Below are 22170 nucleotides of genomic sequence, written 5' to 3' on the forward strand. Positions count from 1 at the left end.
TCACGCCATCTCCTCGCCGAGCGGATGCGGGTTGGGGACGATGCGCCGGGCGCTGGGCCTGCCCGGTGCCTTGAGGAAAAGGGCCAGAACTGCGGAGGCCAGGCCGACGGAGCCCGCGAGCACGAACGCGCCGTGGTAGTCCCACTCACCCACGACGACCGCGCCCAGACCGGAGCCCACCAGGCCGGAGATCAGCTTGGAGCTGTAGACCATCCCGTAGTTGGTGGCGTTGTTGTTCTCACCGAAGTAGTCCGCCGTCATGGCCGCGAAGAGGGGGAAGATCGCCCCTCCGCCGAAGCCCGAGACCATGGAGCAGAACAGGAAGAACGGCATGCTGCCCATCTGGCCGGAGACCAGCACACCGAACTGCGCGCTGCCGAGCACGATGCAGACGATGATCAGGGTGTTGCGGCGGCCGTACCGGTCGGATATCCAGCCGATGACCCCGCGCCCGGTGCCGTTGACGATCGCCTTCAACGACATCGCGGTGGCGACGATCCCGCCCGCGAACCCCATGTCCTTGCCGAACGGCACCTGGAAGGCGATGCCGAAGATGTTGATCCCCGCCGTGCACAGCAGACAGAACCACATCATCCACAGGACGGGCGTACGGGCGGCCTCCTTCGGGGTGTACTGCTTGACGGCCGGGGGGTTCTTCTCCAGTGCCCGGCGTATGCGCGGATCCCGAGTCACTTTCAGTGGATCGACGTGCGGCGGCCACCAGTTCTTCGGCGGGTCCTTGAAGAACCAGCCGGCCGACGCCACCACCAGACACAGTCCGACGCCGACCGCGGAGAGCAGCACCTTGTAGTTGCTCAGGTCGAGCACGGACGTGAAGAGGAACACGAACGGCACGGACCCGTAGGCGAAACCGCCGTTCACGAAGCCCGTCTTGCCGCCCTTGCGCTCCGGATACCACTTGCCGACCATGTTCACGCCAGTCGCGTAGACCAGGCCGGCTCCGATACCGCTGCACATGCCGAAGCCGAGATAGGCGACGACCACGTTCGGCGCGAACGCCAGCGCCACATAGCCCAGCAGCGTGCCGACCGCGCCGATCAGCATGGCCGTTCGCGCGAGGAGCCGTCCGCTCTCCCGCAGTTGCCCGGCCGGGAAGGCCACGGCCGCCTGGAAGAAAACCCAGACGCCCATCAGCCAGAAGATGTGCCCGCTGCTCCACAGATGCACCTCGTGCAGCGTGTCCTCCGCCGACGTGAACGCGTACTCGGCGGAGCTGATGCCCATCATGCCCACCCAGGGCAGGATGACCATCCACTTGCGTGGCCGGCCCATCAGATCGACGTCGGTCTCGCCGATCCGGTATGTGCGGCCGTTGCGGTCCGTCACCTCCCTGAAGGGGACGGACGCCGTTAGGTCGATGGATGACATGTTCTTTCTGCACCCCTTGCGTCGAAAGCTCTGGCCAGCGCCCCCTGTCCAATGCCTTTCGTGCGCGCACGGGTCCCGGGGCCGGCCGCAGCGCACCGCCGGCCGGCCCCTTCCTCGGCTAGGTCATGAGCCGCCCCCCAGCAGTCCGGCCGCCCGCGCCCAGCGGTACTTGGCGCCGAGCACGGCCACCGGCCGTTCGGTCGTGTACGGATACGCCACGACCCCCCGCTCGTAGAGGTACTGGCAGGCCTCCTCGACCTCGACGTCCCCCGCGAGCGAGGCGACGACCGGCTTCTCGATGCCCCGCTCCCGGAACTCCGCGACCACGCGCGCGGTCAGCTCCGCGAACACCATCGGCGGGGTGACGATGGTGTGCCAGTAGCCGAGGACCAGTGCGTGGATGCGCGGGTCCTCGAGACCGAGCCTGATCGTCGCCTCGTACGTCGACGGCGGCTCGCCGCCCGTGATGTCCACCGGGTTGCCCGCGGCTCCGAAGGGCGGGATGAAGCGGCGGAACGCCTCGTCCAGGTCCGGCGGGATCTCCATCAGGGTCAGCCCGTTGTCGGTGATCGCGTCGGACAGCAGGACACCGCTGCCGCCCGCGCCGGTGATGATCACGACGTTGTCGCCCTGCGGGGCCGGCAGCACCGGCAGGCCGCGTGCGTACTCCAGCATGTCGTTCAGGCCCGGCGCGCGGATGACTCCGGCCTGCCGCAGGATGTCGTCGTACACCGCGTCGTCGCCCGCGAGGGCCCCCGTGTGCGAGCCGGCCGCCTTGGCACCGGCCGCCGTACGGCCGGCCTTGAGGACCACGACCGGCTTCTTCGGTATGGTCGCCCGCGCCGCCTCGACGAAGGCGCGGCCGTCCTTGAGGTCCTCCAGGTGCATCGCGATGCACTCGGTGTGCGGGTCCTCGCCGAACCAGGTCAGCAGGTCGTCCTCGTCCAGGTCCGACTTGTTGCCGAGGCCGACGATCGCCGACACACCCGTCTTCGTGGTGCGGGCGAACCCCAGGATCGCCATGCCGATACCGCCCGACTGCGAGGTCAGCGCCACCCCGCCCTTCACGTCGTACGGCGTGCAGAACGTGGCGCACAGGTCCTGCCAGGTGGAGTAGTAGCCGTAGATGTTCGGGCCGAGCAGCCGGACGCCGTACCGCTCGCCGATCGCCACGATCTCGGCCTGGAGCTCGTGCTCGCCGGTCTCCGCGAAACCGGAGGGGATCAGGACGGCGTTGGGGATCCTCTTCCGGCCCACCTCCTCCAGTGCCGCTGCCACGAACTTGGCGGGAATGGCGAAGACTGCCACGTCCACCTCACCGGGAACGTCCGTGACACTCTTGTACGCCTTGCGGCCCAGAATGTCATCGGCCTTGGGGTTCACCGGATGGATCTCCCCGGCGAAGCCGCCGTCGACGAGGTTGCGCATCACCGAGTTGCCGATCTTGCCCTGCTCGTTGGAGGCACCGATCACGGCGACCGAGCGGGGCTGCATCAGCCGGCGCATGGAGGTGAGGATCTCGTCGCGCGAGTACTTCCTGCGCGGTGGCGACTGCTTCTCCGCGAGGATGATGCGGATGTCGGCGGCGACCGCGCCCTCGGGTGTGGCGATCACGGGGTTGAGGTCCACCTCGGCGATCTCCGGGAACTCCGCGACCAGTTGGGAGACCCGCCGGATCTGCTCGGCGACCGCCCACCGGTCCACCCCGGCCTGTCCGCGCACCCCGCGCAGCACCTCGGCCGCCTTGATGGAGTCCAGCATGGACAGCGCCTCGTCGGCGGAGACGGGCGCGAGCCGGAAGGTCACGTCCTTCAGTACCTCGACCAGCACCCCGCCGAGCCCGAACGCCACGACCTTCCCGAACGTCGGGTCGGTGACCGCGCCGACGATCACCTCCGTGCCCTTCGGCAGCAGTTCCTGGACCTGGACGCCCTCGATGCGCGCATCGGCGTTGTAGGCGCGCGCGTTCTCGACGATCCGGTGGAAGGCCGCCCGCACGTCCGCCGCGCCCTCGACTCCGACGATCACCCCGCCCGCGTCGGTCTTGTGCAGGATGTCCGGCGAGACGATCTTCATCACCACCGGGCCGCCGAAGCGGGCCGCGTACGCCACCGCCTCGTCGACGTCGGTCGCCAGCTCCTCGCCCGGTACGGCGATCCCGTACGCGTCGGCGACCACCTTGCCCTCGGGCGCGGTGAGGGCACTGCGGCCCTCGGCGCGCACGGAGTCGAGCAGCGCGCGGACCCGCAGTTCCCGGTCCTCTGCCATCACGTCAGATCACTCCGTTCGACTTGAGCAGGCGCAACTCTTCGTCGCCGAGGCCGAGTTCGCCGATGTAGACCTCTTCGTTGTGCTCGCCCAGCAGCGGTGAACTGGTCACGTCCACGGGGGAGTCGGAGAGCTTGAGGGGGCTGCCGACGGTGACGAACTCACCGCGCTCGGGGTGCGGGACGGTCACCACCATCTCGTTGGCGACCAGCGACTCGTCCTCGATGATCTCCTTGGTGGAGAGGATCGGCCCGCACGGGATGTTGTGGGCGTTGAGCTGCTCCAGCACCTCCCACTTGGGGAGCGTCGAGGACCACTCCTCGATCAGCTGGAACATCTTGCCGAGCTTGGGGAGGCGGGCCTCCGGGGTCGCCCACTCCGGGTCGTCGGCCAGTTCCGGCCGGCCGATCAGCTGGGTGATCGGCTGCCAGCCGACGGGCTGCACGATGACGTACACGTAGTCGTTCGGGCCACCGGGCGCGCACTGGACCGCCCAGCCGGGCTGGCCGCCGCCGGAGGCGTTGCCCGAGCGGGGCACCTCGACGCCGAAGTCCTCGTTGGGGTACTCGGCGAGCGGTCCGTGCACCAGGCGCTGCTGGTCGCGCAGCTTGACCCGGCAGAGGTTGAGCACGGCGTGCTGCATGGCGACGTTGACCCGCTGGCCGCGTCCGGTCCGCTCACGCTGGAAGAGTGCCGCCAGTATTCCGGCTACTGTATGCACTCCGGTGCCCGAGTCGCCGATCTGCGCACCCGTCGCCAGCGGTGGCCCGTCCTCGAAGCCAGTGGTGGCCATCGACCCGCCCATCGCCTGGGCGACGACCTCGTACGCCTTGAAGTTGGTGTACGGGCCGTCCCCGAAGCCCTTGATGGACGCGTACACGATCCGGGGGTTGATCTCCTGGATGCGGTCCCAGGTGAACCCCATACGGTCGACCGCGCCAGGGCCGAAGTTCTCGACCATGACGTCCGAACGGCGTATCAGCTCGGTGAGGATTTGCTTGCCGCGCTCGGTCTTGGTGTTGAGGGTGATGCTCCGCTTGTTGCAGTTGAGCATCGTGAAGTAGAGGGAGTCGACGTCCGGGAGGTCACGCAGCTGCCTGCGCGTGATGTCACCGGTCGGCGCCTCCAGCTTGACGACGTCCGCGCCGAGCCAGGCGAGCAGCTGGGTGGCGGACGGCCCCGACTGGACGTGCGTCATGTCGAGGACGCGGATGCCTTCGAGTGCCTTGGTGGTCACCGGCGTTCACCTCACTTGTACATGGTCTGGTTCATGGTTCCGGGGGCGTACGCGTCCGGGTCGACCCAGACGTTGATCAGCGACGGCTTGCCCGACTCCCGGGCCCGGCGCAGGGCGGGGCCGATGTCGGCGGGGTCGCGGACCTCCTCGCCGTAACCGCCCAGCATCTGGGCGAACCTGTCGTAGTGGACGTCCCCGAGGGTGTTGCCGACCCGCTCGCGCTCCTTGCCGTACTTGGCGGCCTGGCCGTAACGGATCTGGTTCATCGAGGAGTTGTTGCCGACGATCCCGACGAAGGGGAGGTCGTAGCGGACCAGGGTCTCGAAGTCCCAGCCGGTGAGGGAGAACGCGCCGTCGCCGAAGAGGGCGACGACCTCCTTGTCGGGCCGCGCCTGCTTGGCGGCGAGGACGAAGGGGACGCCGACACCGAGGGTGCCGAGGGGCCCCGGGTCCATCCAGTGCCCTGGCGACTTGGGCTGCACGACCTGTCCGGAGAAGGTGACGATGTCGCCGCCGTCGCCGATGTAGATCGAGTCCTCGGTGAGGAAGTCGTTGATCTCGCTGACCAGGCGGTACGGGTGGATCGGCGACGCGTCCGACTTCAGGCTGGGCAGCCGCTTCTCGAGCGCGGTCTGCTCGGCGGCCCGCAGCTCGTCGAGCCACTCCTTGCGCCTGGAGGCCCCGCCGTTGACGCGCCCGGAGGCGGCGTCGGTCACGGACTTCAGCACCAGCCCCGCGTCGCCGACGATCCCGAGGTCGATGTCCCGGTTCTTGCCGACGGTGCGGTAGTCGAGGTCGATCTGCACGACGGTCGCGGCGGGGGAGAGCCGCTTGCCGTAGCCCATCCGGAAGTCGAAGGGCGTGCCGACGATCACGATGACGTCGGCGTTGGAGAACGCGTACCGGCGGGAGAGCTGGAAGTGGTGCGGGTCGCCGGGCGGCAGGGTGCCGCGTCCGGCGCCGTTCATGTAGGCGGGGATGTTGAGGGTCCGTACCAGCTCGATGGCGGCCGCGGTGCCCCGGGTCGTCCAGACCTGGCTGCCCAGCAGGATGGCCGGTTTCTCCGCGTGCACGAGGAGGTCGGCTAGCTTCTCGATCGCCTCCGGGTCGCCGGCGGAGCGGGTGGAGGCCCGGTAGGCGCCGCCCTTGGGTATGCGCGCCTTCTCGGCCGGGACCTTGGCGTCCAGGACGTCGCGCGGTATCTCCAGGAAGGAGGGGCCGGGGGCGCCGTGGTAGCACTCGCGAAACGCCATCGACACCATGTCGGCGGCGCGGGCGGTGTCCGGGACGGTCGCCGCGAACTTGGTGATCGGCGCCATCATGTCGACGTGCGGAAGGTCCTGCAGGGACCCCATCTTGTGCTGGGTGAGGGCACCCTGGCCGCCGATCAGCAGCATCGGGGACTCCGCGCGGAAGGCGTTGGCGACCCCGGTGACGGCGTCGGTCGTGCCCGGACCTGCGGTGACCACCGCGCAGCCGGGCTTCCCGGTGATGCGCGCGTATCCGTCGGCGGCGTGGGCGGCCACCTGCTCATGGCGGACGTCGACGACTTCTATGCCCTCGTCGACGCAGCCGTCGTAGATGTCGATGATGTGGCCGCCGCACAGGGTGTAGATGCGGTCGACCCCCTCGGCCTTCAGCGCCTTGGCAACGAGATGACCACCGGAAATCACGTCCTGGGTGTCGTCGGGCATGGCGAAGTCCTTGTCCCTTCGTAGGGGGTGCGGTGCCGTCTCCGTACATTGCATACAGTCGACGAATACTGTATGAAGCTTGTTATCCCGCATCCGGTGGGTGGTGTCCAGGGGGCGTGCGGCACTTTTAAGACAGGAGCCGAAATGGACCTGTACGAGCACCAGGCAAGGGAACTCTTCGAGGAACACGGCATCGTGGTACCGAGGGCCGAGGTCACCGACTCGCCCAAGGAGGCCCGGGAGATCGCCCGCCGACTCGGCGGCCGGGTCGTCGTGAAGGCGCAGGTCAAGACTGGTGGCCGGGGCAAGGCGGGCGGAGTCAGGATCGCCGCCGACCCGGCCGCCGCGGAACTGACGGCCCGGCAGATCCTGGGCATGGACATCAAGGGCCACACGGTCGGCAACGTGATGCTGGCCCAACCGGTGGAGATCGAGCGCGAGTTCTACGTCTCCTACGTCCTCGACCGGGCGGCCGGCGGCTTCCTGGCGATCGCCTCCGCCGAGGGCGGCATGGAGATCGAGGAGGTGGCCGCGACCCGGCCGGAGGCGGTGGCCCGCATCCCCGTCGACCCCGCCAAGGGCCTCACCTCGGCGAAGGCGGTCGAGATCGCCGAGGCGGCGGGACTGCCGCCACAGACGGTCGACGTCCTGGTACGACTCTGGCAGGTGCTGGTCCGCGAGGACGCCCTGCTCGTCGAGGTGAACCCGCTCGTGCGCACCCGACAGGGCCGGATCCTGGCCCTCGACGGCAAGGTCACCCTTGACGACAACGCCCGCTTCCGGCAGGCCCGTTGGGGCGCCGACGAAGCCGAGCACCATGACCCGCTGGAGGCGACGGCCGCCGCGAAGGGCCTCAACTACGTCAAACTGGACGGCGAGGTCGGCATCATCGGCAACGGCGCCGGCCTGGTGATGTCCACCCTGGACGTGGTGGCCGGCTGTGGCGCACGGCCCGCCAACTTCCTGGACATCGGCGGCGGGGCCTCCGCCCAGATCATGGCCGACGGGCTCTCGGTGATCCTCTCCGACCCGGCCGTGAAGTCGGTCTTCGTCAATGTCTTCGGCGGGATCACGGCGTGCGACGCGGTCGCCGACGGGATCGTGCAGGCTTTGGAGACCGTCCGGCTGACCAAGCCGCTGGTGGTCCGCCTCGACGGCAACAACGCGGCGCGCGGCCGGGCCATTCTCGACGGACGTGCGCACCCCCTGGTCGAACAGGCCACCACCATGGACGGCGCCGCCAGCCGCGCCGCCGAACTCGCCCACACCGCCTGAGGAGCCGGGACATGGCGATCTATCTCACCAAGGAGAGCAAGGTCCTCGTCCAGGGCATGACCGGCGGCGAGGGCATGAAGCACACCCGGCGGATGCTTGCCGCCGGGACGGACATCGTCGGCGGGGTCAATCCGCGCAAGGCAGGCCAGACCGTCGACTTCGACGACCGTGCCGTCCCGGTCTTCGGCACGGTCGCCGAGGGCATGGCGGCCACCGGCGCCGATGTCACCGTGGTGTTCGTGCCACCCGCGTTCGCCAAGGCGGCGGTGCTGGAGGCGGCCGACGCCGGTATCGGCCTCGCGGTGGTGATCACCGAGGGCATCCCGGTCCACGACTCGGTTGCCTTCACCTCGTACGCTCGTGGCAGGGGCACCCGGATCATCGGTCCCAACTGCCCCGGCCTGATCACCCCCGGCCAGTCCAACGCGGGGATCATCCCGGCCGACATCACCAAGCCGGGCCGGATCGGTCTCGTCTCCAAGTCGGGCACGCTGACCTACCAACTCATGTACGAGCTGCGGGACATCGGCTTCTCCACCTGTGTGGGCATCGGCGGTGACCCGGTCGTCGGCACGAACCACATCGACTGCCTGGCCGCCTTCCAGGAGGACCCCGACACCGAACTCGTCGTCCTCATCGGGGAGATCGGCGGCGACGCGGAGGAACGGGCCGCCGCCTACATCCGGGAGCACGTCACCAAGCCGGTCGTCGGCTACATCGCCGGGTTCACCGCGCCCGAGGGCCGGACCATGGGCCATGCGGGCGCCATCGTCTCCGGTTCGGCCGGCACCGCGCGGGCCAAGCAGGAGGCGCTGGAGGCGGTCGGGGTCCGGGTGGGGAGCACACCGACCGAGACCGCCCGGCTGGTCCTCGACCTGCTGGACGCACGGCAGCCGGAAGGGAGCTGAGCCATGACTCCTGCCCTCAAGCCCGGCACCGGCTGGAGCGATGCCTGGGCGCGCTGTCTCGCCCTCGCCCCCGAGGCCTTCCGGGACGACCGTGTCCTCAACCTGTGGGGCGGCACCTGGCAGCCCGACGGCCGGCCGCTGCCCGCGACCAGCCCCGTCGACGGCAGCCCCATCGCGGGCCCCCCACGGCTCGACCGCGACACCGCCCACCGGGCCGTCCGCGCCTGCCTCGACCAGCACCGCGCCTGGCGGCACGTCCCGCTGGAAGAGCGCCGGGCCAGGGTGGCCGCCACCCTGGACGCCCTGACCGAACACCGCGAACTCCTCGCCCTGCTCCTGGTCTGGGAGATCGGCAAGCCCTGGCGGCTGGCCCAGGCGGACGTGGACCGGGCGATCGACGGGGTGCGCTGGTACGTCGACGGCATTGAGCCGATGCTCGCGGAGCGCGCCCCGCTGGACGGGCCGGTGTCCAACATCGCCAGCTGGAACTACCCGATGAGCGTGCTCGTTCACGCGGTACTCGTCCAGGCCCTGGCGGGCAACGCGGTGGTGGCGAAGACCCCGACCGACGGCGGGGTCGCCTGTCTCACCCTGGCCTGCGCGCTGGCCGCCCGTGAGGGCCTGCCGGTCACGCTGCTCAGCGGCAGCGGGGGCGAGCTGTCCGAGGTGCTGGTGCGGGCGCCCGAGATCGGCTGTGTCTCCTTCGTCGGCGGCCGCGACACGGGGGCCGCGGTGGCCACCGCCGTCGCCGACCTCGGCAAACGGCATGTACTGGAACAGGAGGGGCTCAACACCTGGGGCATCTGGAACCTCACCGACTGGGAGGCGTTCACCGCCGTCGTCCCCAAGCTCTTCGACTACGGCAAGCAGCGCTGCACCGCCTACCCGCGGTTCGTCGTCCAGCGTGAGCTGTTCGACGAGTTCCTGACCGCCTACCTCCCGGCCGTCCGAGGCCTGCGGATCGGCCACCCCCTCGCGGTCGACCACCCCGGCGACCCACTGCCCGAGCTGGACTTCGGGCCGGTGATCAACGCGGCCAAGGCCAAGGATCTGACCGACCAGGTCGCCGAGGCCGTCGACCGCGGCGCCGTCCCGCTGCACCGCGGCCGCCCGGCCGACGCGCGCTTCCTGCCCGGCCAGGACACATCGTCGTACGTCCACCCTGTCACCCTCCTCAACCCGCCCCCGTCCTCCCCGCTCCACCACGCGGAACCCTTCGGCCCGGTCGACACGATCGTCCTGGTCGACACGGAGGCCGAACTGCTGGCGGCCATGAACGCCTCCAACGGCGCGCTGGTCGCCACGCTCTCCACCGACGACGAGGCCACCTTCGCGCGGCTGGCCCCGCAGATCCGCGCCTTCAAGGTCGGCCACGGCAAGCCGCGTTCGCGCGGGGACCGCGACGAGCTGTTCGGCGGTTTCGGCGCGTCCTGGCGGGGCGCCTTCGTCGGCGGGGAACTGCTGGTGCGCGCGGTGACAAAGGGGCCGGAGGGGGAGCGGCTGCCGGGGAACTTCCCGGGGTACCAGCTCATGCCGTGAGGGCGAGCACCGGGACCGTGACCTCCTCGACGCGAGGGGGTCCGTCCCGGTGCGGACCAGGGCGACGATCGTGGCAGCGGGCGCCGCCGGGTCGTCGTACGGCACCAGGACCGGCACCGGGCGGACGACCCCCGTAGCGGACCGGACACGCACGGTGAGTGGGTTCCCACCTGCGGATATGCCGACGGAAACGCAGGTGAAGGGCACTCCGAAAGCTTGGTATTGTTGTCCCTGTCGCCGCGGGGAACACCCCCGGTCAGGCGGCAGACACCTAGTCCGGGTGGCGGAATGGCAGACGCGCTAGCTTGAGGTGCTAGTGCCCTTTAACGGGCGTGGGGGTTCAAGTCCCCCCTCGGACACTCACTATCGCTATAGCGATACGCGGATGAGGGCCTCGACCTAACGGTCGCGGCCCTACCTGCGTGTTCGTAACTGATCGTGATCCCGAAGGCTTCGTAGAGCGGGCTCTTCTTCTCTGCGTCGACGGCCTGCACGCGTTGTGCGATGTCTCCGAGTCTCTCAGTGATCTCCCGGATCTGGTCGGCGCTGAGGGGAGTTTCCTTCTTTCGAGTGGCGGCAGGTCGCGTGTCGAGCTTCTTGCGTGCTGCCTCCTTGTCCGTCTGCGCCTCGTTGATCCATTGAGTGACGACGGCAGGGTCGGCGCCGGCTTCGAGGGCGGCCTGGTAGCGGGCGAGACGCCGCTCGCACTCCTTGACGATTTTGCGGGCCTGAGCCTGCTGCGGGGTGAGCGTCTCGGCCGCGTGTGCTGCCGCGCTGGCTTGGGCGAGGGCGGTGAGGGTGGCGGCGAGCCGGTCGGGGGCGAAGGCTTTCGCGATCCATCGGTCCAGAGCCCGGCAGACCACGTCCTCCCGGAGGTAGACGGTCCGGGGGTGGTCCAGGCCGGGGTGGAGGGACTGTTCCTGTTCCTTGAACTCGCAGCGGTAGTAGACGGTGTTGCGGATCGTCGCGGGCTGCATCTTGCGCCCGCACGTCTCACATCGCACCCTGCGGTTGCCGAAAACCATATCCGCCCTGTTCAGGCGGCATGATGGTACTCGTGCAGGATGCCGCCGAGTCGTTGGCGTCGTCGTATGTCGAGGTGGGTGATTTCCTCGGGATCGGTGATCGGCGTCGGCAAGGGGTGTAGGGGGCGGGGCGTCGGCGATGCCTTGATGGGGCCGGTGGGAGTTGTAGAAGTCTTCGAACTCGCGTAGCGCGTGGAGCAGGTGTCGCTGGTTCCAGATCAGGGTGCGGTCCAGTAGCTCGCGGCGGCAGGTCTGCACCCACCGTTCCGTGATCGAGTTCATACGCGGCGTCCGTACCCCGCTGAGCGCGACCTCGATCCCCGCATCGTTGAGGATGCAGTCGAACAGGGCGGGAAACTTCCTGTCCCGGTCCCGGATCAGGAACCTGGCCCGGCAGCCAGCGTCTTCGAGGTCCATGACGAGGTTCTTCGCGGCCTGCGTCACCCATGCGGCGGTGGGGTGTGCGGTGGCGCCGAGGATCCGGATCCGGCGGCTGGCGTGCTCGATCACCGCGAACACATACAACCGTGCCCCGCACACCGTGACCGTTTCCAGGAAGTCGCAGGCCAGCAGGGTGTCGGCCTGGGAGCGCAGGAAGTGGGCCCAGGTGCTGGTAGCGCGTTCAGGTGCCGGGTCGATCCCGGCGTCCTGGAGGATCTCCCAGACTGCGGACGCGGCCACCGTGACGCCCAGAACGAGGAGTTCGCCGTGGATGCGGCGATAACCCCAAGTAGGGTTTTCGCGGGCGAGCCGTAATACCAGCAGCCGGATGGAGCGCACGGTCCGCGGCCTTCCCGGCCGCTTGGGACGACAGCGGACAGCGTGCCGGCGTGTGATCAGATCGCGATGCCAGCGCAGCACTGTGTCGGGACGCACTACCCATCGCATCCTGCGCAGCACCTGCGAGGGCAGACGGTGCAGCAAAGCCGCCAGGAACGCGCGATCGCTCGGGGAGAACCGGACTGTCTGGCCGTCGAGTTGGCGTTCCAGCACCGTGATCTGATGGCGCAGGACCAGGATCTCCGTGTCCTTGTCCCGGTCGCTCAGGGGCAATAGGCGCAGCATGGCGAACGCGTTCGTCACGGCCAGGTAGGCCAGTCGCAGCAGCACGATCGGCCATCATGCCGCGGCCGACGCCAGCCGCGCGAGAGTACCGATTCGAGCCTCCAGGCTCGAGACCCCACGCGTCCCGTATGCCGGCTTCCACCTGGGCGGATGAGGTTTTCGGCAGGCGCACTGCCATGCGGTCTTCTTCCGGTGGGGGTTGCGGGCGGCGTCATGGGCGGAGGGGCAGGGATGCCTTCCCGGGTGAGCTGGGCGGCGATGGCCTTGGTCGCTCATGCCGTCGACGTACATCTGCCTACTGCTCCCGCTTCAACACCGCCAGCACTGCCCGCACATGCCCGTCGGACAGGCCCCCGGTCCCCTTGGGCCGCAGATCCAGCGGTGCCCGCACCTTCGCCGGGAGCTTCTCGTCGGCGAGCCGCACCTCGTTGGAGGCGTTGCTGACGGGGATGCTGCCGCGGCGTCTGGGCTGCTCGCCCGGCTGTTGCGCGGACGCGGAGACGGTCGGCTTCAGCTCGTCCTTGACGCAGGCCTTGGACGGGCCACTGCTGCCGCTCCTCACGAGGCCACTGCTTTGCGACGCGGGCGAGGTCAGCCACGACGTGTCCCGGGCGCCGGGGATTGTCGGGGGCGGGGTCACGGCGGGGGCCGCCTCGGCCTCACGCGACACCGTCGGGACGTTCACCTGGTCGGTGAACTCCACCCGCCCGGGATACAGCATCGAGTCGTAGGCGTACATCATCACCGAGGCGAAGTCGTAAGCCCCCACCGGCAGCCAGTCGTCGCTCAGCATGCTGGCCGCCGTCCGCCGCTCGGCCGGGACGGGGGAGCCCGTGATGGCCTCGAGGATCGCGGCGCGCAGCGGGAACTCCGGGTGGAACTGCTCGTGTCCGAGCCCGACGCAGTGGCACATCTCGTGGTGGAGCGTCTTGTAGGGGGCGTCCCCCTCGACCCGGTGGTAATGCACCAACTGACCCTGCATGGTGAACCCGATGTCCGAGCAGCCGCCCGACTCGTATGAGAACACCACGTCCGGCAGGGTGTCCTTCTCCGCCTGCACGAACACCGGTTCCTGGAAGTGGCTGTTGAAGATCCCGATACCGTCGTACGTCCACTGCGCCTCGGGTGCCCCGGCCACGTGGCTCGAATCTACCACGGTGTAGGTGATGCGGCTGTTCTACGAGAAACCGGCCTTCTATTTCCTTACCCGCATCAGTCCCCCTATGTAGAAGTTCGGTCCCCCATTGTAGGAATTTCCGGGGCAGCTAGAACGGCTCCGACGGCACCAGGCTGCCGCATACCGGCTATACCATGACGTCATCCAGCAAACTGGAAGGCGGCCCTGTTAGCCCCTGAGTCCCCGCAGCAACAGGTCCACCACCGCCGCGAACTCGCCTTCCACGTCGGCTGTTCCCACTCCTCCGCGTAGCCCGGGTCATGGGAGCGGCCGGTGGCCTGGAAGAGTACGCGCGCGGCGGCGGCCGGGTCCTCGGCAGTGAAGACGCCCGCCGTGACACCGATCGTGATCCCGAGGGCTTCGTGGAGTGGGCTCTCTCAGTGATCTCCCGGATCTGGTCGGCGATGACTCCGCCGAGGTGGTCGTGTCGGCGTATGCGGAGGTGGTCGATCTGGTCGGGTTCCAACGGTTGGGGCAGGGCGCGGAGGGGTGCTGCGGTGTTCAGCGATCGGTGAGTGCGGTGCTGGTTGTAGTGCCATTCCTACGCGCGCAGCGCCCGGCGTGGACGAGTCTCGTTCCAGATGAGGGTGCGGTCCAGCAGTTCGGGGCGGAGCGTTCTCACCCAGCGTTCCATGATCGCGTTCATGCGGGGCATCCGGACACCGGTCGGCGTGGTGGTGATCCCGGCGTCGCTGAGAGTCTCGTTGATCGGCTCGGGGTACTTGGCGTCGCGGTCGCGGATAAGGCGGCGGATCGAGGTGAGGGTACGCCGCCCCGGTCCGCGGTTCACGCTCACACGGGCGTGACGGTGTCCGGGGTGACCAGGAGATGTAGCCGGCGCAGTGTCGCGCGGGGCAACGTCGACAACAGCGCGGCGAGGAACGTCCGGTCCTCGGCTCCGAACCGGGGACGCCGGTCCCCAAGTTGCCGATGCAGGTCCCTGCCGACGGCTCAAGTGATGCTCGCCAGGGCATGACCAGAGGCATCGGTCTCCTGATGCACTTCGAGGGAGACCAACAGGTGAATCGCCGCGTCCGCCCACGGTGCCAACGCCGCGTCCGGGGTCTCGGTGACCAGGGCTGTGGCGACCGCCTGCAGCAGCGCCGCGCCCGCGTGCAGCCCTGTGCGCCGCAGTTCCGCCGCCGCCGTGGCCAGTCGGTCGCGCGCGAAGCGGCCGTGGCCGCGCAGGCCGGTGTGGGCGAGGTCGGCGAGGGCGGAGAAGCCCGACGTGAGAGCGCGGGTGATCGGGTCCGGTATGTGCTCCGCCGCGGGCGCGAGCACGCTCGTGCCATCGTCCGCTGCCAGATCGCAGATGACCAGCTCGTCCCCGGTGAGGACGGCGAGCGGATCGAGGACAGGGCGGCCGCCCTCGTGGCGCAGCAGGCCGCTGACGAAGCGGACCTGCCCGCTGCCGAGCGCCTCGGCCAGCGCGTCCAGTCTGCCCGGGCAGACGGGATCGTGGTCGGCGCGGATCAGTGCTGCCGTACCGGACGGGTCCCCGACGACGGCTTCCAGCCGCTGCTGGGCGGCGTCGTAGCCGACGGAGTCGACGGCGGCGACGGTCAGCACCCGGGCGGTGTCGGCCTCCACCCGGGGCCGGATCAGCCGTGGCGGCCGGTCGTCCCAGGAACGCAGGTGCGCGGCGAGATCGCGGACCAGCAGTGATGCGGGCAGGTCGGCCCAGGCCGAGCCGACCGGGGTGATACTCGTGGCGGCCACCCTTCCGCGGCCGATCGTCACGGTACGGCCGGGGCTGCGGGAGATGTTCTCGCTGACGACGTTGGCCCCGGCCAGTGCGCGCAGCGGTGAGCCGAGCAGACGCCGCGTCGCGAGGTCGCTACCCGTGAGGACGTGCCCCTCCGGCAGTTCCCAACGCTTGCGCAGCACCAGCGCGATCCCCCCGTCCGGCTGCGCGAAGTACACCTCGGCCGTGCGTTCCGTCGTCGTCCGGCCGGAGATCCGGCAGCCGAGCGCGACCAGCCGGACCTGGCGCAGCGGGGTGTCGGCCGGCTCCTGGGTGCCGAGCACGCCGGGCCCGTCGACCGCGCCGGCCCGATGGCGGGCGTAGAGCTCGGCGACGAGCCGGGCGACCCGCGTGGCCTCGTAGCGCGCGTCGCGCGCCGCGTAGGCGTCGACCTGGCGGCGCAGATCGGCGAGCGCCGCCGCGGGCCAGTGCAGGGCGGCTCGGGACAGCGCCGCACCGGCGCGGTCCAACTGCGCGACGAACACCGGGGTGGTGTGCGCGACACCGCCCAGCAGCAGCTCGTCCGTGAGCGCCACGGCCTCACCGAGGCCGTCGCGACCTTCGGTGACGCTCGGCCCGGCGGGCGGGCGGCCGCAGACGGAGACCTGCGTCTCCGCTCCGCCGTCCTCGGCGTTCGCGTCGGCCGCGCGGAAGGCCCAGACCGCGAGCGTGATCGCCTCTCCGCGCCGCGGGGTCGCGGCGTCGGTCAGCGCGTAGCCGAGCTCGTGCGGGACGGGGAACCGTACCGTGCACGTCGCCAGCTCGACCCAGGGGACCGGTTGCGCCTCGTCGGCGCGGTGCACCGTCGCCGCATAGCCGCGCTCGAAGGCGCGGCGCGCGGCGGCCAGCGCGGCCCGGCCCAGCACCGCGGAGAGCTGCGCATCGTCGAACTCGCCCGGGGACCAGGCGATCACGGGCAATGCGGCTGGCTCCGCCGTCGAATGCAGCCGCTGGTAGGCCAGCACCAGCCCGATCCGGTGCCGGCACACGCCCGTCGAGGCGCAACTGCACTCGGTGGCATCCAGCCCGACGCCGACCGGCAGGCGGGTTCGGCTGCCGTCAGGGTGGACGCCGCGGACACTTCCGTCGCTCGGGCAGTCGACCCGCGGCCCGGCGTCCGCGTCCAGGTCCTTGGCGGCGCGCTTGACCAGGCCGCGGTTGGCGAGGGAGGCGAGCGTCTCCGCCGTGAGGGCCAGCAGGTCCTCCCGCAGCGGCGCGCCCCCGCGCGTGCTCCCGCTGGTCATCGGCCCACCTTCTCGGCGACGAACTCGGCGAGCCGGCCCGGGGTCATCGCACCGACCTGGGCGCCGGCCTCCGCTAGCCTCCCCGCGAGGCCACGGTCGTAGACGGGGTCGGCCTCCTCGTCGAGCGCGGCCAGGCCGAGCACGGTGGCGCCCTGCTCGACCAGGCCCCGGATCGTGCGGACGAGCCGATACGGGTCGCCGCCCTCGTAGAAGTCGGAGATGACCGCCACGATGCTGCGGCGCGGATTCTCCACCAGCCCGGCGGCGTAGTCGACGGCCCGGGCGATGTCGGTGCCGCCGCCGAGCTGGACCCGCATGAGCAACTCGACCGGGTCGGCCACGTCGCTGGTCAGGTCCACCACCGAGGTGTCGAAGGCGATCAGGTGGGTGCGCAGCCCCGGAAGGCTCCACAGGCAGGAGGCGGTGACGGCGGAGTGGATCACGGAGCCTGCCATCGAACCCGACTGGTCCACCAGCAGGACGAGCTGCCACCGCTCCAGATGCCGCCGGGTACGTGAGTGGAATCGCGGTCGCTCGATCAGCACCCGGCGCTGCTCCGGCTGGTAGTGCGACAGGTTGGCCCGGACGGTGCCCTCGAAGTCGAAGTCGCGGGCCAGCGGCAGGCGGCTGGGCAGGCGCGAGCGGGCACCGGTGAAGGCCCGGCGCAGCTCCGGACGGAGCCGGTCCATCAGCTCGCGGACCACCGCCTCGACGATGCGCCGGGCCATGGCGAGCACCTCGGGGTTCATCAGGTGCTTGGTGCGCAGCACGGCCCGCAGCAGCGTGGCGTTGGGCTCGACGCGGGAGAGCACCTCGGGATCGGTGACGATCTCATTGATCTCGTACCGCTCCACCGCGTCCCGCTCCAGCCGCTCGACGGTCTCCTTGGGGAAGAGCCGGTGGATGTCGTCGAGCCAGTCCACGGGGGTGAGTTCGGAGGGACCGTCGCCCCCCTTCCGGCCGCCGCCCGTCCCGCCGCCGCCCGTCCCCCTGGCCGGGCCGCGCCGGACGCCGCGCCGTTCCAGGTCCGTGTCCTGGCCGTAGAGCCACTCCAGCGCCGCGTCCCGGGCGGCGGCCTGCTCGCCGAGCGGGCCCGTCGCAGGCTCCGCGGGTGCGCCCAGGATCAGTCGCCAGCGCTCCAGCCCGGCGTCGTCGGCCGCGCCGGTCGCCTCCGTGGCGGCCGGCCTGTGCTGCCCGCCGGTCATCGCGCCGCCTGCCGGGTGCGCAGACCGTACCTGTCAAGCAGTCGGCTCACGTTCTCCTCCAGGGCTCGGGCGCGGGCCAGTTGCAGCGGATCGGCGGAGGTGCGCAGCAGTGAGCGGGCCGAGCCGCGACGATGGCGCCGCTCCAGCAGGCGCTCCGCGATCCGCTCGCGCTCGAGCGAGGAAACGCTTGCGCTCGGCCGGGGCGAGCTCTTGGTCGTCCCTGACGCCGGGGGAGGGCAGATCCTTGCGCCGCTTGCCGTCGGCGTCCAGCACAAAGGGGCGCAGCTGCTCGTCGAAGCCCACGGTGAAGCGGCGCGGACCGTAGTCGACCACCGTGGTGCCGTCCGCGCCGAGGCCGAGGTCGGGGACCAGGCGGTCCGAGAGCTGTTCGCCGGTGAGACCCAGGCCCTCCGCCACCTCGGAGATCTTCTCCTGCGCACGGACCTTGAGCGCCTTGAACTTCACCCGTTGGGCGATGCCGTGCAGGTGCAGCAGCGCGACGTCGCTGCCGATCGTGGCCAGGACGTTCAAGCCCTCGACCGCGCGGTGGTGTGCGCCCTGACCGGGCCAGTCCCGCAGGATCGGAGTGAGCCGACGCACCGTCTCGTCGTCCCCGAGGGACCCGAGGGCGTGCAGGATCCAGCTCTCCTTGGCGGGCATGCCGGCCTGCCGCCACTCCTCGAACAGGGCCCAGGCGAAGGCGGCCAGCGAGTCGGCGCGGCAGGCCTCGATGACGACGGCGAGCCCGGGGTACGGGTCGGCGGGCTTCGACAGGGCGAGCATGGTCAGGACGTGCCGGACCGCGTCCTCGGGCAGCGCCTGGCCCGAAGCGAGCAGGAGCTGCGGCAGCACGGCGGGTTGTACCCAAGCGGGCAGCACGGGCATCCGGGCGGGCAGCGCGTTCTCCAGCGGGTCCGTGGTCAGCGCCTCGGCGACGATCTTCGCCGCGTCCTCGCCGTAGCGCGTGACCACGGCGGCCAGCACGGCGTCCGTGCCTTCGTCAGCCGCGACCAGACGCAACGCCTGTTCCGCCGCCTTGCGAGCCTGCCCGGCCGTGCCGACCGCGTCGGGGACCAGCAGCAGACCCGCCGGGATGCCGTGCCGGGCGAACCAGGAACGGGCGGTCGGCTGCACCGACTTGAGCCGGACCAGGCCGTCCGCCATCACCCGCGCCGCACCGGCGTCGAGGAACGGCAGCAGAAGCGGCGCGAGGTGGGCCGGCTGGGCCCGCGCGACCGACACCGCCATCGGCAGCGCGGCCAGGCCGTACTTGGCGACGACGGGACGTAGCCACTCCTGCCCGCCCCACAGTTCCGTGGGCCGCCACTTCTCCACCCAGGGGGCAAGCACCTCGGCGGGCCCCTGAACCAGCAGCCGGGCCGCATACCAGAGGCTGGAGCCGGCCGCGAGGACCTGGGCCGCCTGCGAGTCCCAGTCCGTCGACTCCGGGTACTGCCACCCTGTGAAGTCCGTCCGGGACCAACACTCCTGCTCGCCCGCGCGCCACACTGCCTGCGGCGCGTCGTCCGGCTGAAGACCGGTGAGCACGCGGAGCTTGCGGGGCGTGCGCTTGCGAGTCCACGGCGGCGAGACCAGCAGCGTCGGCAGCGCCTCCGGCACCGCCTCGGTGACGCGCTCCCGGCCACCGGCGAGCGTGCGGACCAATTCCACCGCCGCCTCGTCGAGTTGCGGCAGCACCTCGGGGAGCAGGGCACTGTTCAGCGTCACATGGGCATTGAGGAGCTGCCGTGCGGCCGGCGCGTTCTTGCCGTCCTTGAGTGCCGCCGCGGCAAGCAGCCGCACGGCCCGGGCCGGGTAGCGCCGCATAGCCTCCTGGAGGGCGGGCCGGGTGTGTTTGTCGTCTAGGCGGCCGAGCAGGAGGCGGAAGGCGTCGTCGCTCGGGAACTGGGTCACCGCCGAGGCGACGCTGCGCAGCTGGTCGGAGCCGTAGGCCCGCTTCATCGCCTCGTCGAGGAACGGCACGCAGGCCGTTCCAAGGCCGTCGGCGAGCGTGGCGATGAGCCCTACCGACCAGCCGTTCCAGATGAGCTGCGGGGTCGAACCGAGGCGGGCCACCTGCGTCGGATCGTCGAGCGCGCAGAGCAGCAGCGACCGCAACTGCGGCCCGCCGTCGCCGTAGCCGGGCTCGTCGGCTATGCAGTCGTCGGTCCACCCCTGCGTGCCCGGCGCGAGATAGGCCGCGACGAGGCGGCGCCGCGGCGTGGTGCGGCACTCGGCGAGCGCTGCGACGGTCTCCTGATACGCCGTCTCGTCCGCAGCGGCCATCAACGCCCGCACCCGGTCCGCGAGCGGACGCGCGAGATGCAGCGCGATCTGCTGCGTCGGACCCCGGAACAGCAGCGTCGGGTCCGTCCGGCTGGATCCGCGCTGCTGCCAGCCGGCGTCGATGTCGAAGACCTCCACCACCGCCCGAGCGGCGAACGCCAGCCCGTGCCGCGCGACCCAGGCATCGGCGAACGGCGATTGCTCCCAGCCTCCGGACCGCCACGCGGGCGGCAGGATGCTCGCCACCGCGGCGGCCCCGACTGCTTCCGCCTCACCGGCCAGGTAGGCACGCGCGCGCCGCACCAGAGTCGAATCGGTGTGCCGGGCAGTCAGCACCTGCTCGAGCCAGTCCCGCTCGGACGCGATCCGCACCTCGCCCAGCGTCACCGCCTCCGGCCCGGGCGCCGCCACGGCCCGCACCACACCCCCACGGCGCGGTTGAACCAGCCGCCTCCAGGCGCTGGGCAGGACGAAGGTGTCCTCGTCCGGCAGCCCGGCGTCCCCTGCGACCGCCTCGGCCCCCCGCTCCGGCCGCGGTTCGGACTCGACCTCGATGTAGCCCTTGCGCTTCTTCTCCGCCACAAGCTTGCCGAAGTGTGCCTCCGCTGCCTCGGCGGATTCCAGTTCCTTCACCTGGGCGCGGCCCTCGGCGCCGATCCGGCCGTACCGCACGCGCACCGACGCGCCCTCTACAGCCGCCTCCCAGAACTTCGCAGAACCGTCCCCGACGAGCTCCCAGCGCCGCACCGCTCCTCCTCCATGCGGTGGCCAGCCACCGGTTGCAGTGGTCATCCGGTGATCAGTGAGCGAAACCCTAGCGACCGCCTCTGACAATTGACGCGGCGCGAGCGACTCCGGCCGCCGCACTGTGTCGCTCGAAGAGCCGTCATTGCAGGTCAGGCCACATATGTCTGTCCCGTTGATGCGGTCACCGAGGGCTTCACACCCAGGGGCTCTCGCGGTTTCCGGACGTGACGGCGCTGTACGGCGCTATGTGACCTGTACGCGTGCCTGACCTGAGGTGTCTCAGGCGGCGCACCTCCGCAGCCGAGAAACGTTCGCCGCCGACCCTTCGGGGAGCCGAAGAAGGAACAGGGCAGCGCGGCCGTCGTCGCGGCACAGTTAACCTGCGCAAATGAAGCGGATTCAGTGGGCCGCCGGGGCGGTCGTCGGCTCAGCGGTGGGTGACGCTTTGGGCGGCCCCTTCGAGTTCGGTCCCCGGGGAGCATTCTCCGCGCGGTTTCCCGAGCCTGGTGCTGGTGGCGAGATGTGCGGAGGCGGTGGGTGGGACCCCGGCGAGGCCACTGACGACACGCAGATGGCCGTTCTGGTCGCGGAGTCGCTGCTGGACCGGGGCGGCCTGGATCTGCCGGACATCTTCGCCCGCTTCCAGCGGTGGGCAGCATCAGAGCCGAAGGACATCGGCCTGCAGACCGAAGATGTCCTGACCAACGGCATGCCCTGGGACCTCGCCGCCGCGATCCATTTCCAGATCAACCAACGAGCAGCGGGAAACGGTTCCTTGATGCGGGCTTCCACCTCCGCGGTCCACTTCGCCGCCGCCGGCCAACAGGCCACCATGAACGCGGCCCGCCGCATCGCTGCCCTCACCCATGGTGACCGCGCGGCCTGGGAAGGCACCGCGATCTTCCACGAACTCATCCGCGTCACGTTCGAGGACACCGACCCCCTCACCGCGCTCCCGGACATCCTGACTCTTGTCCACCCCGACCACCGCGGCCGCTACGCCACAGTCCTGGCGCCCGACTGGCATCCTGATGAGGCGACCGAGTTCAACGGTGCCGTCTGGCCTTGTCTGGGCTCCGCCATCTGGGCCCTGCGCAGCACCACCAGCTTCGAAGAGGCGATACGCGCGGCGATCGACCTCGGCGGTGACACGGACACTGTCGCCGCGGTGACCGGAGGCCTCGCGGGGGCGTACTACGGGCTGGACGCAATCCCCGCCCACTGGTTGCAGCCGCTCCATGTCCCCCTCCCAGGATTCCATGGACGGGTGCTGCACCTTGCAGACCTGATCGACCTTGCACACCGCCTCGCAGAAGGGTTGCGATGAGACAGGTGCAGTAGCCCGAACACGGTGTCAATCCCCTCGA

The 22170-nt window shown here is 70.4% G+C and carries 15 protein-coding genes, 1 tRNA gene and 1 pseudogene; 5 read left to right on the forward strand and 12 right to left on the reverse strand.

From position 1 onward, the window contains the following. The 4 genes from ACZ7OO_RS38630 to ACZ7OO_RS38645 all read right to left on the reverse strand — a co-directional run bounded on the left by ACZ7OO_RS38630 (position 1) and on the right by ACZ7OO_RS38645 (position 6588). Entirely contained in the window at positions 1–1389 is a 1389-nt protein-coding gene (locus ACZ7OO_RS38630; RefSeq protein WP_471512143.1) for an OFA family MFS transporter, read from the reverse strand. Between the two features lie 123 nt (positions 1390–1512). Beyond that, positions 1513–3657 (reverse strand): acetate--CoA ligase family protein, encoded by a 2145-nt coding sequence (locus ACZ7OO_RS38635; protein WP_471512144.1) that lies wholly within the window; start codon positions 3655–3657, stop codon positions 1513–1515. A gap of 4 nt (positions 3658–3661) precedes the next feature. Beyond that, complete coding sequence (gene frc / locus ACZ7OO_RS38640) at positions 3662–4894, reverse strand: formyl-CoA transferase (RefSeq protein ID WP_471512145.1); 1233 nt, start codon at positions 4892–4894, stop codon at positions 3662–3664. 11 nt (positions 4895–4905) lie between these two features. Continuing rightward, positions 4906–6588, reverse strand: coding sequence for a thiamine pyrophosphate-binding protein (locus tag ACZ7OO_RS38645; protein ID WP_471512146.1), 1683 nt, complete (start codon positions 6586–6588; stop codon positions 4906–4908). 144 nt (positions 6589–6732) lie between these two features. On the opposite strand from ACZ7OO_RS38645, the gene sucC reads away from it, so the two are divergent. From sucC to ACZ7OO_RS38665, 4 genes are all read left to right on the forward strand, one after another. Further along, positions 6733–7863 carry an ADP-forming succinate--CoA ligase subunit beta gene (gene sucC, locus ACZ7OO_RS38650; RefSeq protein WP_471512147.1) on the forward strand — a complete coding sequence of 377 codons (1131 nt, stop codon included), beginning with the start codon at positions 6733–6735 and terminating at the stop codon, positions 7861–7863. Between the two features lie 11 nt (positions 7864–7874). Then, positions 7875–8771 (forward strand): succinate--CoA ligase subunit alpha, encoded by an 897-nt coding sequence (gene sucD, locus ACZ7OO_RS38655; protein WP_471512148.1) that lies wholly within the window; start codon positions 7875–7877, stop codon positions 8769–8771. A gap of 3 nt (positions 8772–8774) precedes the next feature. After that, positions 8775–10310 carry an aldehyde dehydrogenase family protein gene (locus ACZ7OO_RS38660; RefSeq protein WP_471512149.1) on the forward strand — a complete coding sequence of 512 codons (1536 nt, stop codon included), beginning with the start codon at positions 8775–8777 and terminating at the stop codon, positions 10308–10310. A gap of 274 nt (positions 10311–10584) precedes the next feature. Next, positions 10585–10669 (forward strand) — tRNA-Leu (locus tag ACZ7OO_RS38665). Here the strand turns inward: ACZ7OO_RS38665 and ACZ7OO_RS38670 are convergent. The 8 genes and pseudogenes from ACZ7OO_RS38670 to ACZ7OO_RS38705 form a co-directional block, all read right to left on the reverse strand. Continuing rightward, positions 10634–11287, reverse strand: a complete 654-nt coding sequence (locus ACZ7OO_RS38670; RefSeq protein WP_471512150.1) for a hypothetical protein — start codon at positions 11285–11287, stop codon at positions 10634–10636. The genes ACZ7OO_RS38665 and ACZ7OO_RS38670 overlap by 36 nt on opposite strands. A gap of 59 nt (positions 11288–11346) precedes the next feature. Next, positions 11347–12445, reverse strand: a pseudogene (locus ACZ7OO_RS38675) (integrase core domain-containing protein). 250 nt (positions 12446–12695) lie between these two features. Continuing rightward, positions 12696–13538, reverse strand: a complete 843-nt coding sequence (locus ACZ7OO_RS38680; RefSeq protein WP_471512151.1) for a hypothetical protein — start codon at positions 13536–13538, stop codon at positions 12696–12698. Between the two features lie 179 nt (positions 13539–13717). Next, positions 13718–13927, reverse strand: coding sequence for a hypothetical protein (locus tag ACZ7OO_RS38685; RefSeq protein WP_471512164.1), 210 nt, complete (start codon positions 13925–13927; stop codon positions 13718–13720). A 191-nt stretch (positions 13928–14118) separates the two neighbouring features. After that, complete coding sequence (locus ACZ7OO_RS38690; protein WP_471512152.1) at positions 14119–14373, reverse strand: hypothetical protein; 255 nt, start codon at positions 14371–14373, stop codon at positions 14119–14121. A gap of 155 nt (positions 14374–14528) precedes the next feature. Beyond that, complete coding sequence (locus ACZ7OO_RS38695; RefSeq protein WP_471512153.1) at positions 14529–16565, reverse strand: hypothetical protein; 2037 nt, start codon at positions 16563–16565, stop codon at positions 14529–14531. After that, the gene (locus tag ACZ7OO_RS38700; protein ID WP_471512154.1) at positions 16562–17770 is read right to left on the reverse strand and encodes a VWA domain-containing protein; all 1209 of its coding nucleotides are present in this window, start codon (positions 17768–17770) and stop codon (positions 16562–16564) included. The genes ACZ7OO_RS38695 and ACZ7OO_RS38700 overlap by 4 nt, the downstream gene beginning before the upstream one ends. A 33-nt stretch (positions 17771–17803) precedes the next feature. Further along, the gene (locus ACZ7OO_RS38705; protein ID WP_471512155.1) at positions 17804–20803 is read right to left on the reverse strand and encodes a WGR domain-containing protein; all 3000 of its coding nucleotides are present in this window, start codon (positions 20801–20803) and stop codon (positions 17804–17806) included. 388 nt (positions 20804–21191) lie between these two features. Between ACZ7OO_RS38705 and ACZ7OO_RS38710 the strand changes: the two genes are divergently transcribed. Next, a complete protein-coding gene (locus ACZ7OO_RS38710) occupies positions 21192–22130 on the forward strand; it encodes an ADP-ribosylglycohydrolase family protein (protein ID WP_471512156.1) in 939 nt (312 codons plus the stop codon). Positions 22131–22170 lie beyond the last annotated feature (40 nt).

The sequence above is a fragment of the Streptomyces sp. NPDC111744 genome (assembly GCF_055634995.1).

What these genes read in the sequence shown, in the direction of transcription:
- ACZ7OO_RS38710 (WP_471512156.1), top strand. Translation starts at nt 21,192, where the DNA reads ATGAAGCGGATTCAGTGGGCCGCCGGGGCGGTCGTCGGCTCAGCGGTG.
- ACZ7OO_RS38695 (WP_471512153.1), bottom strand. Translation starts at nt 16,565, where the DNA reads ATGACCAGCGGGAGCACGCGCGGGGGCGCGCCGCTGCGGGAGGACCTG.
- ACZ7OO_RS38670 (WP_471512150.1), bottom strand. Translation starts at nt 11,287, where the DNA reads ATGCAGCCCGCGACGATCCGCAACACCGTCTACTACCGCTGCGAGTTC.
- ACZ7OO_RS38645 (WP_471512146.1), bottom strand. Translation starts at nt 6,588, where the DNA reads ATGCCCGACGACACCCAGGACGTGATTTCCGGTGGTCATCTCGTTGCC.
- ACZ7OO_RS38700 (WP_471512154.1), bottom strand. Translation starts at nt 17,770, where the DNA reads ATGACCGGCGGGCAGCACAGGCCGGCCGCCACGGAGGCGACCGGCGCG.
- sucD (WP_471512148.1), top strand. Translation starts at nt 7,875, where the DNA reads ATGGCGATCTATCTCACCAAGGAGAGCAAGGTCCTCGTCCAGGGCATG.
- ACZ7OO_RS38635 (WP_471512144.1), bottom strand. Translation starts at nt 3,657, where the DNA reads ATGGCAGAGGACCGGGAACTGCGGGTCCGCGCGCTGCTCGACTCCGTG.
- ACZ7OO_RS38630 (WP_471512143.1), bottom strand. Translation starts at nt 1,389, where the DNA reads ATGTCATCCATCGACCTAACGGCGTCCGTCCCCTTCAGGGAGGTGACG.
- ACZ7OO_RS38660 (WP_471512149.1), top strand. Translation starts at nt 8,775, where the DNA reads ATGACTCCTGCCCTCAAGCCCGGCACCGGCTGGAGCGATGCCTGGGCG.
- sucC (WP_471512147.1), top strand. Translation starts at nt 6,733, where the DNA reads ATGGACCTGTACGAGCACCAGGCAAGGGAACTCTTCGAGGAACACGGC.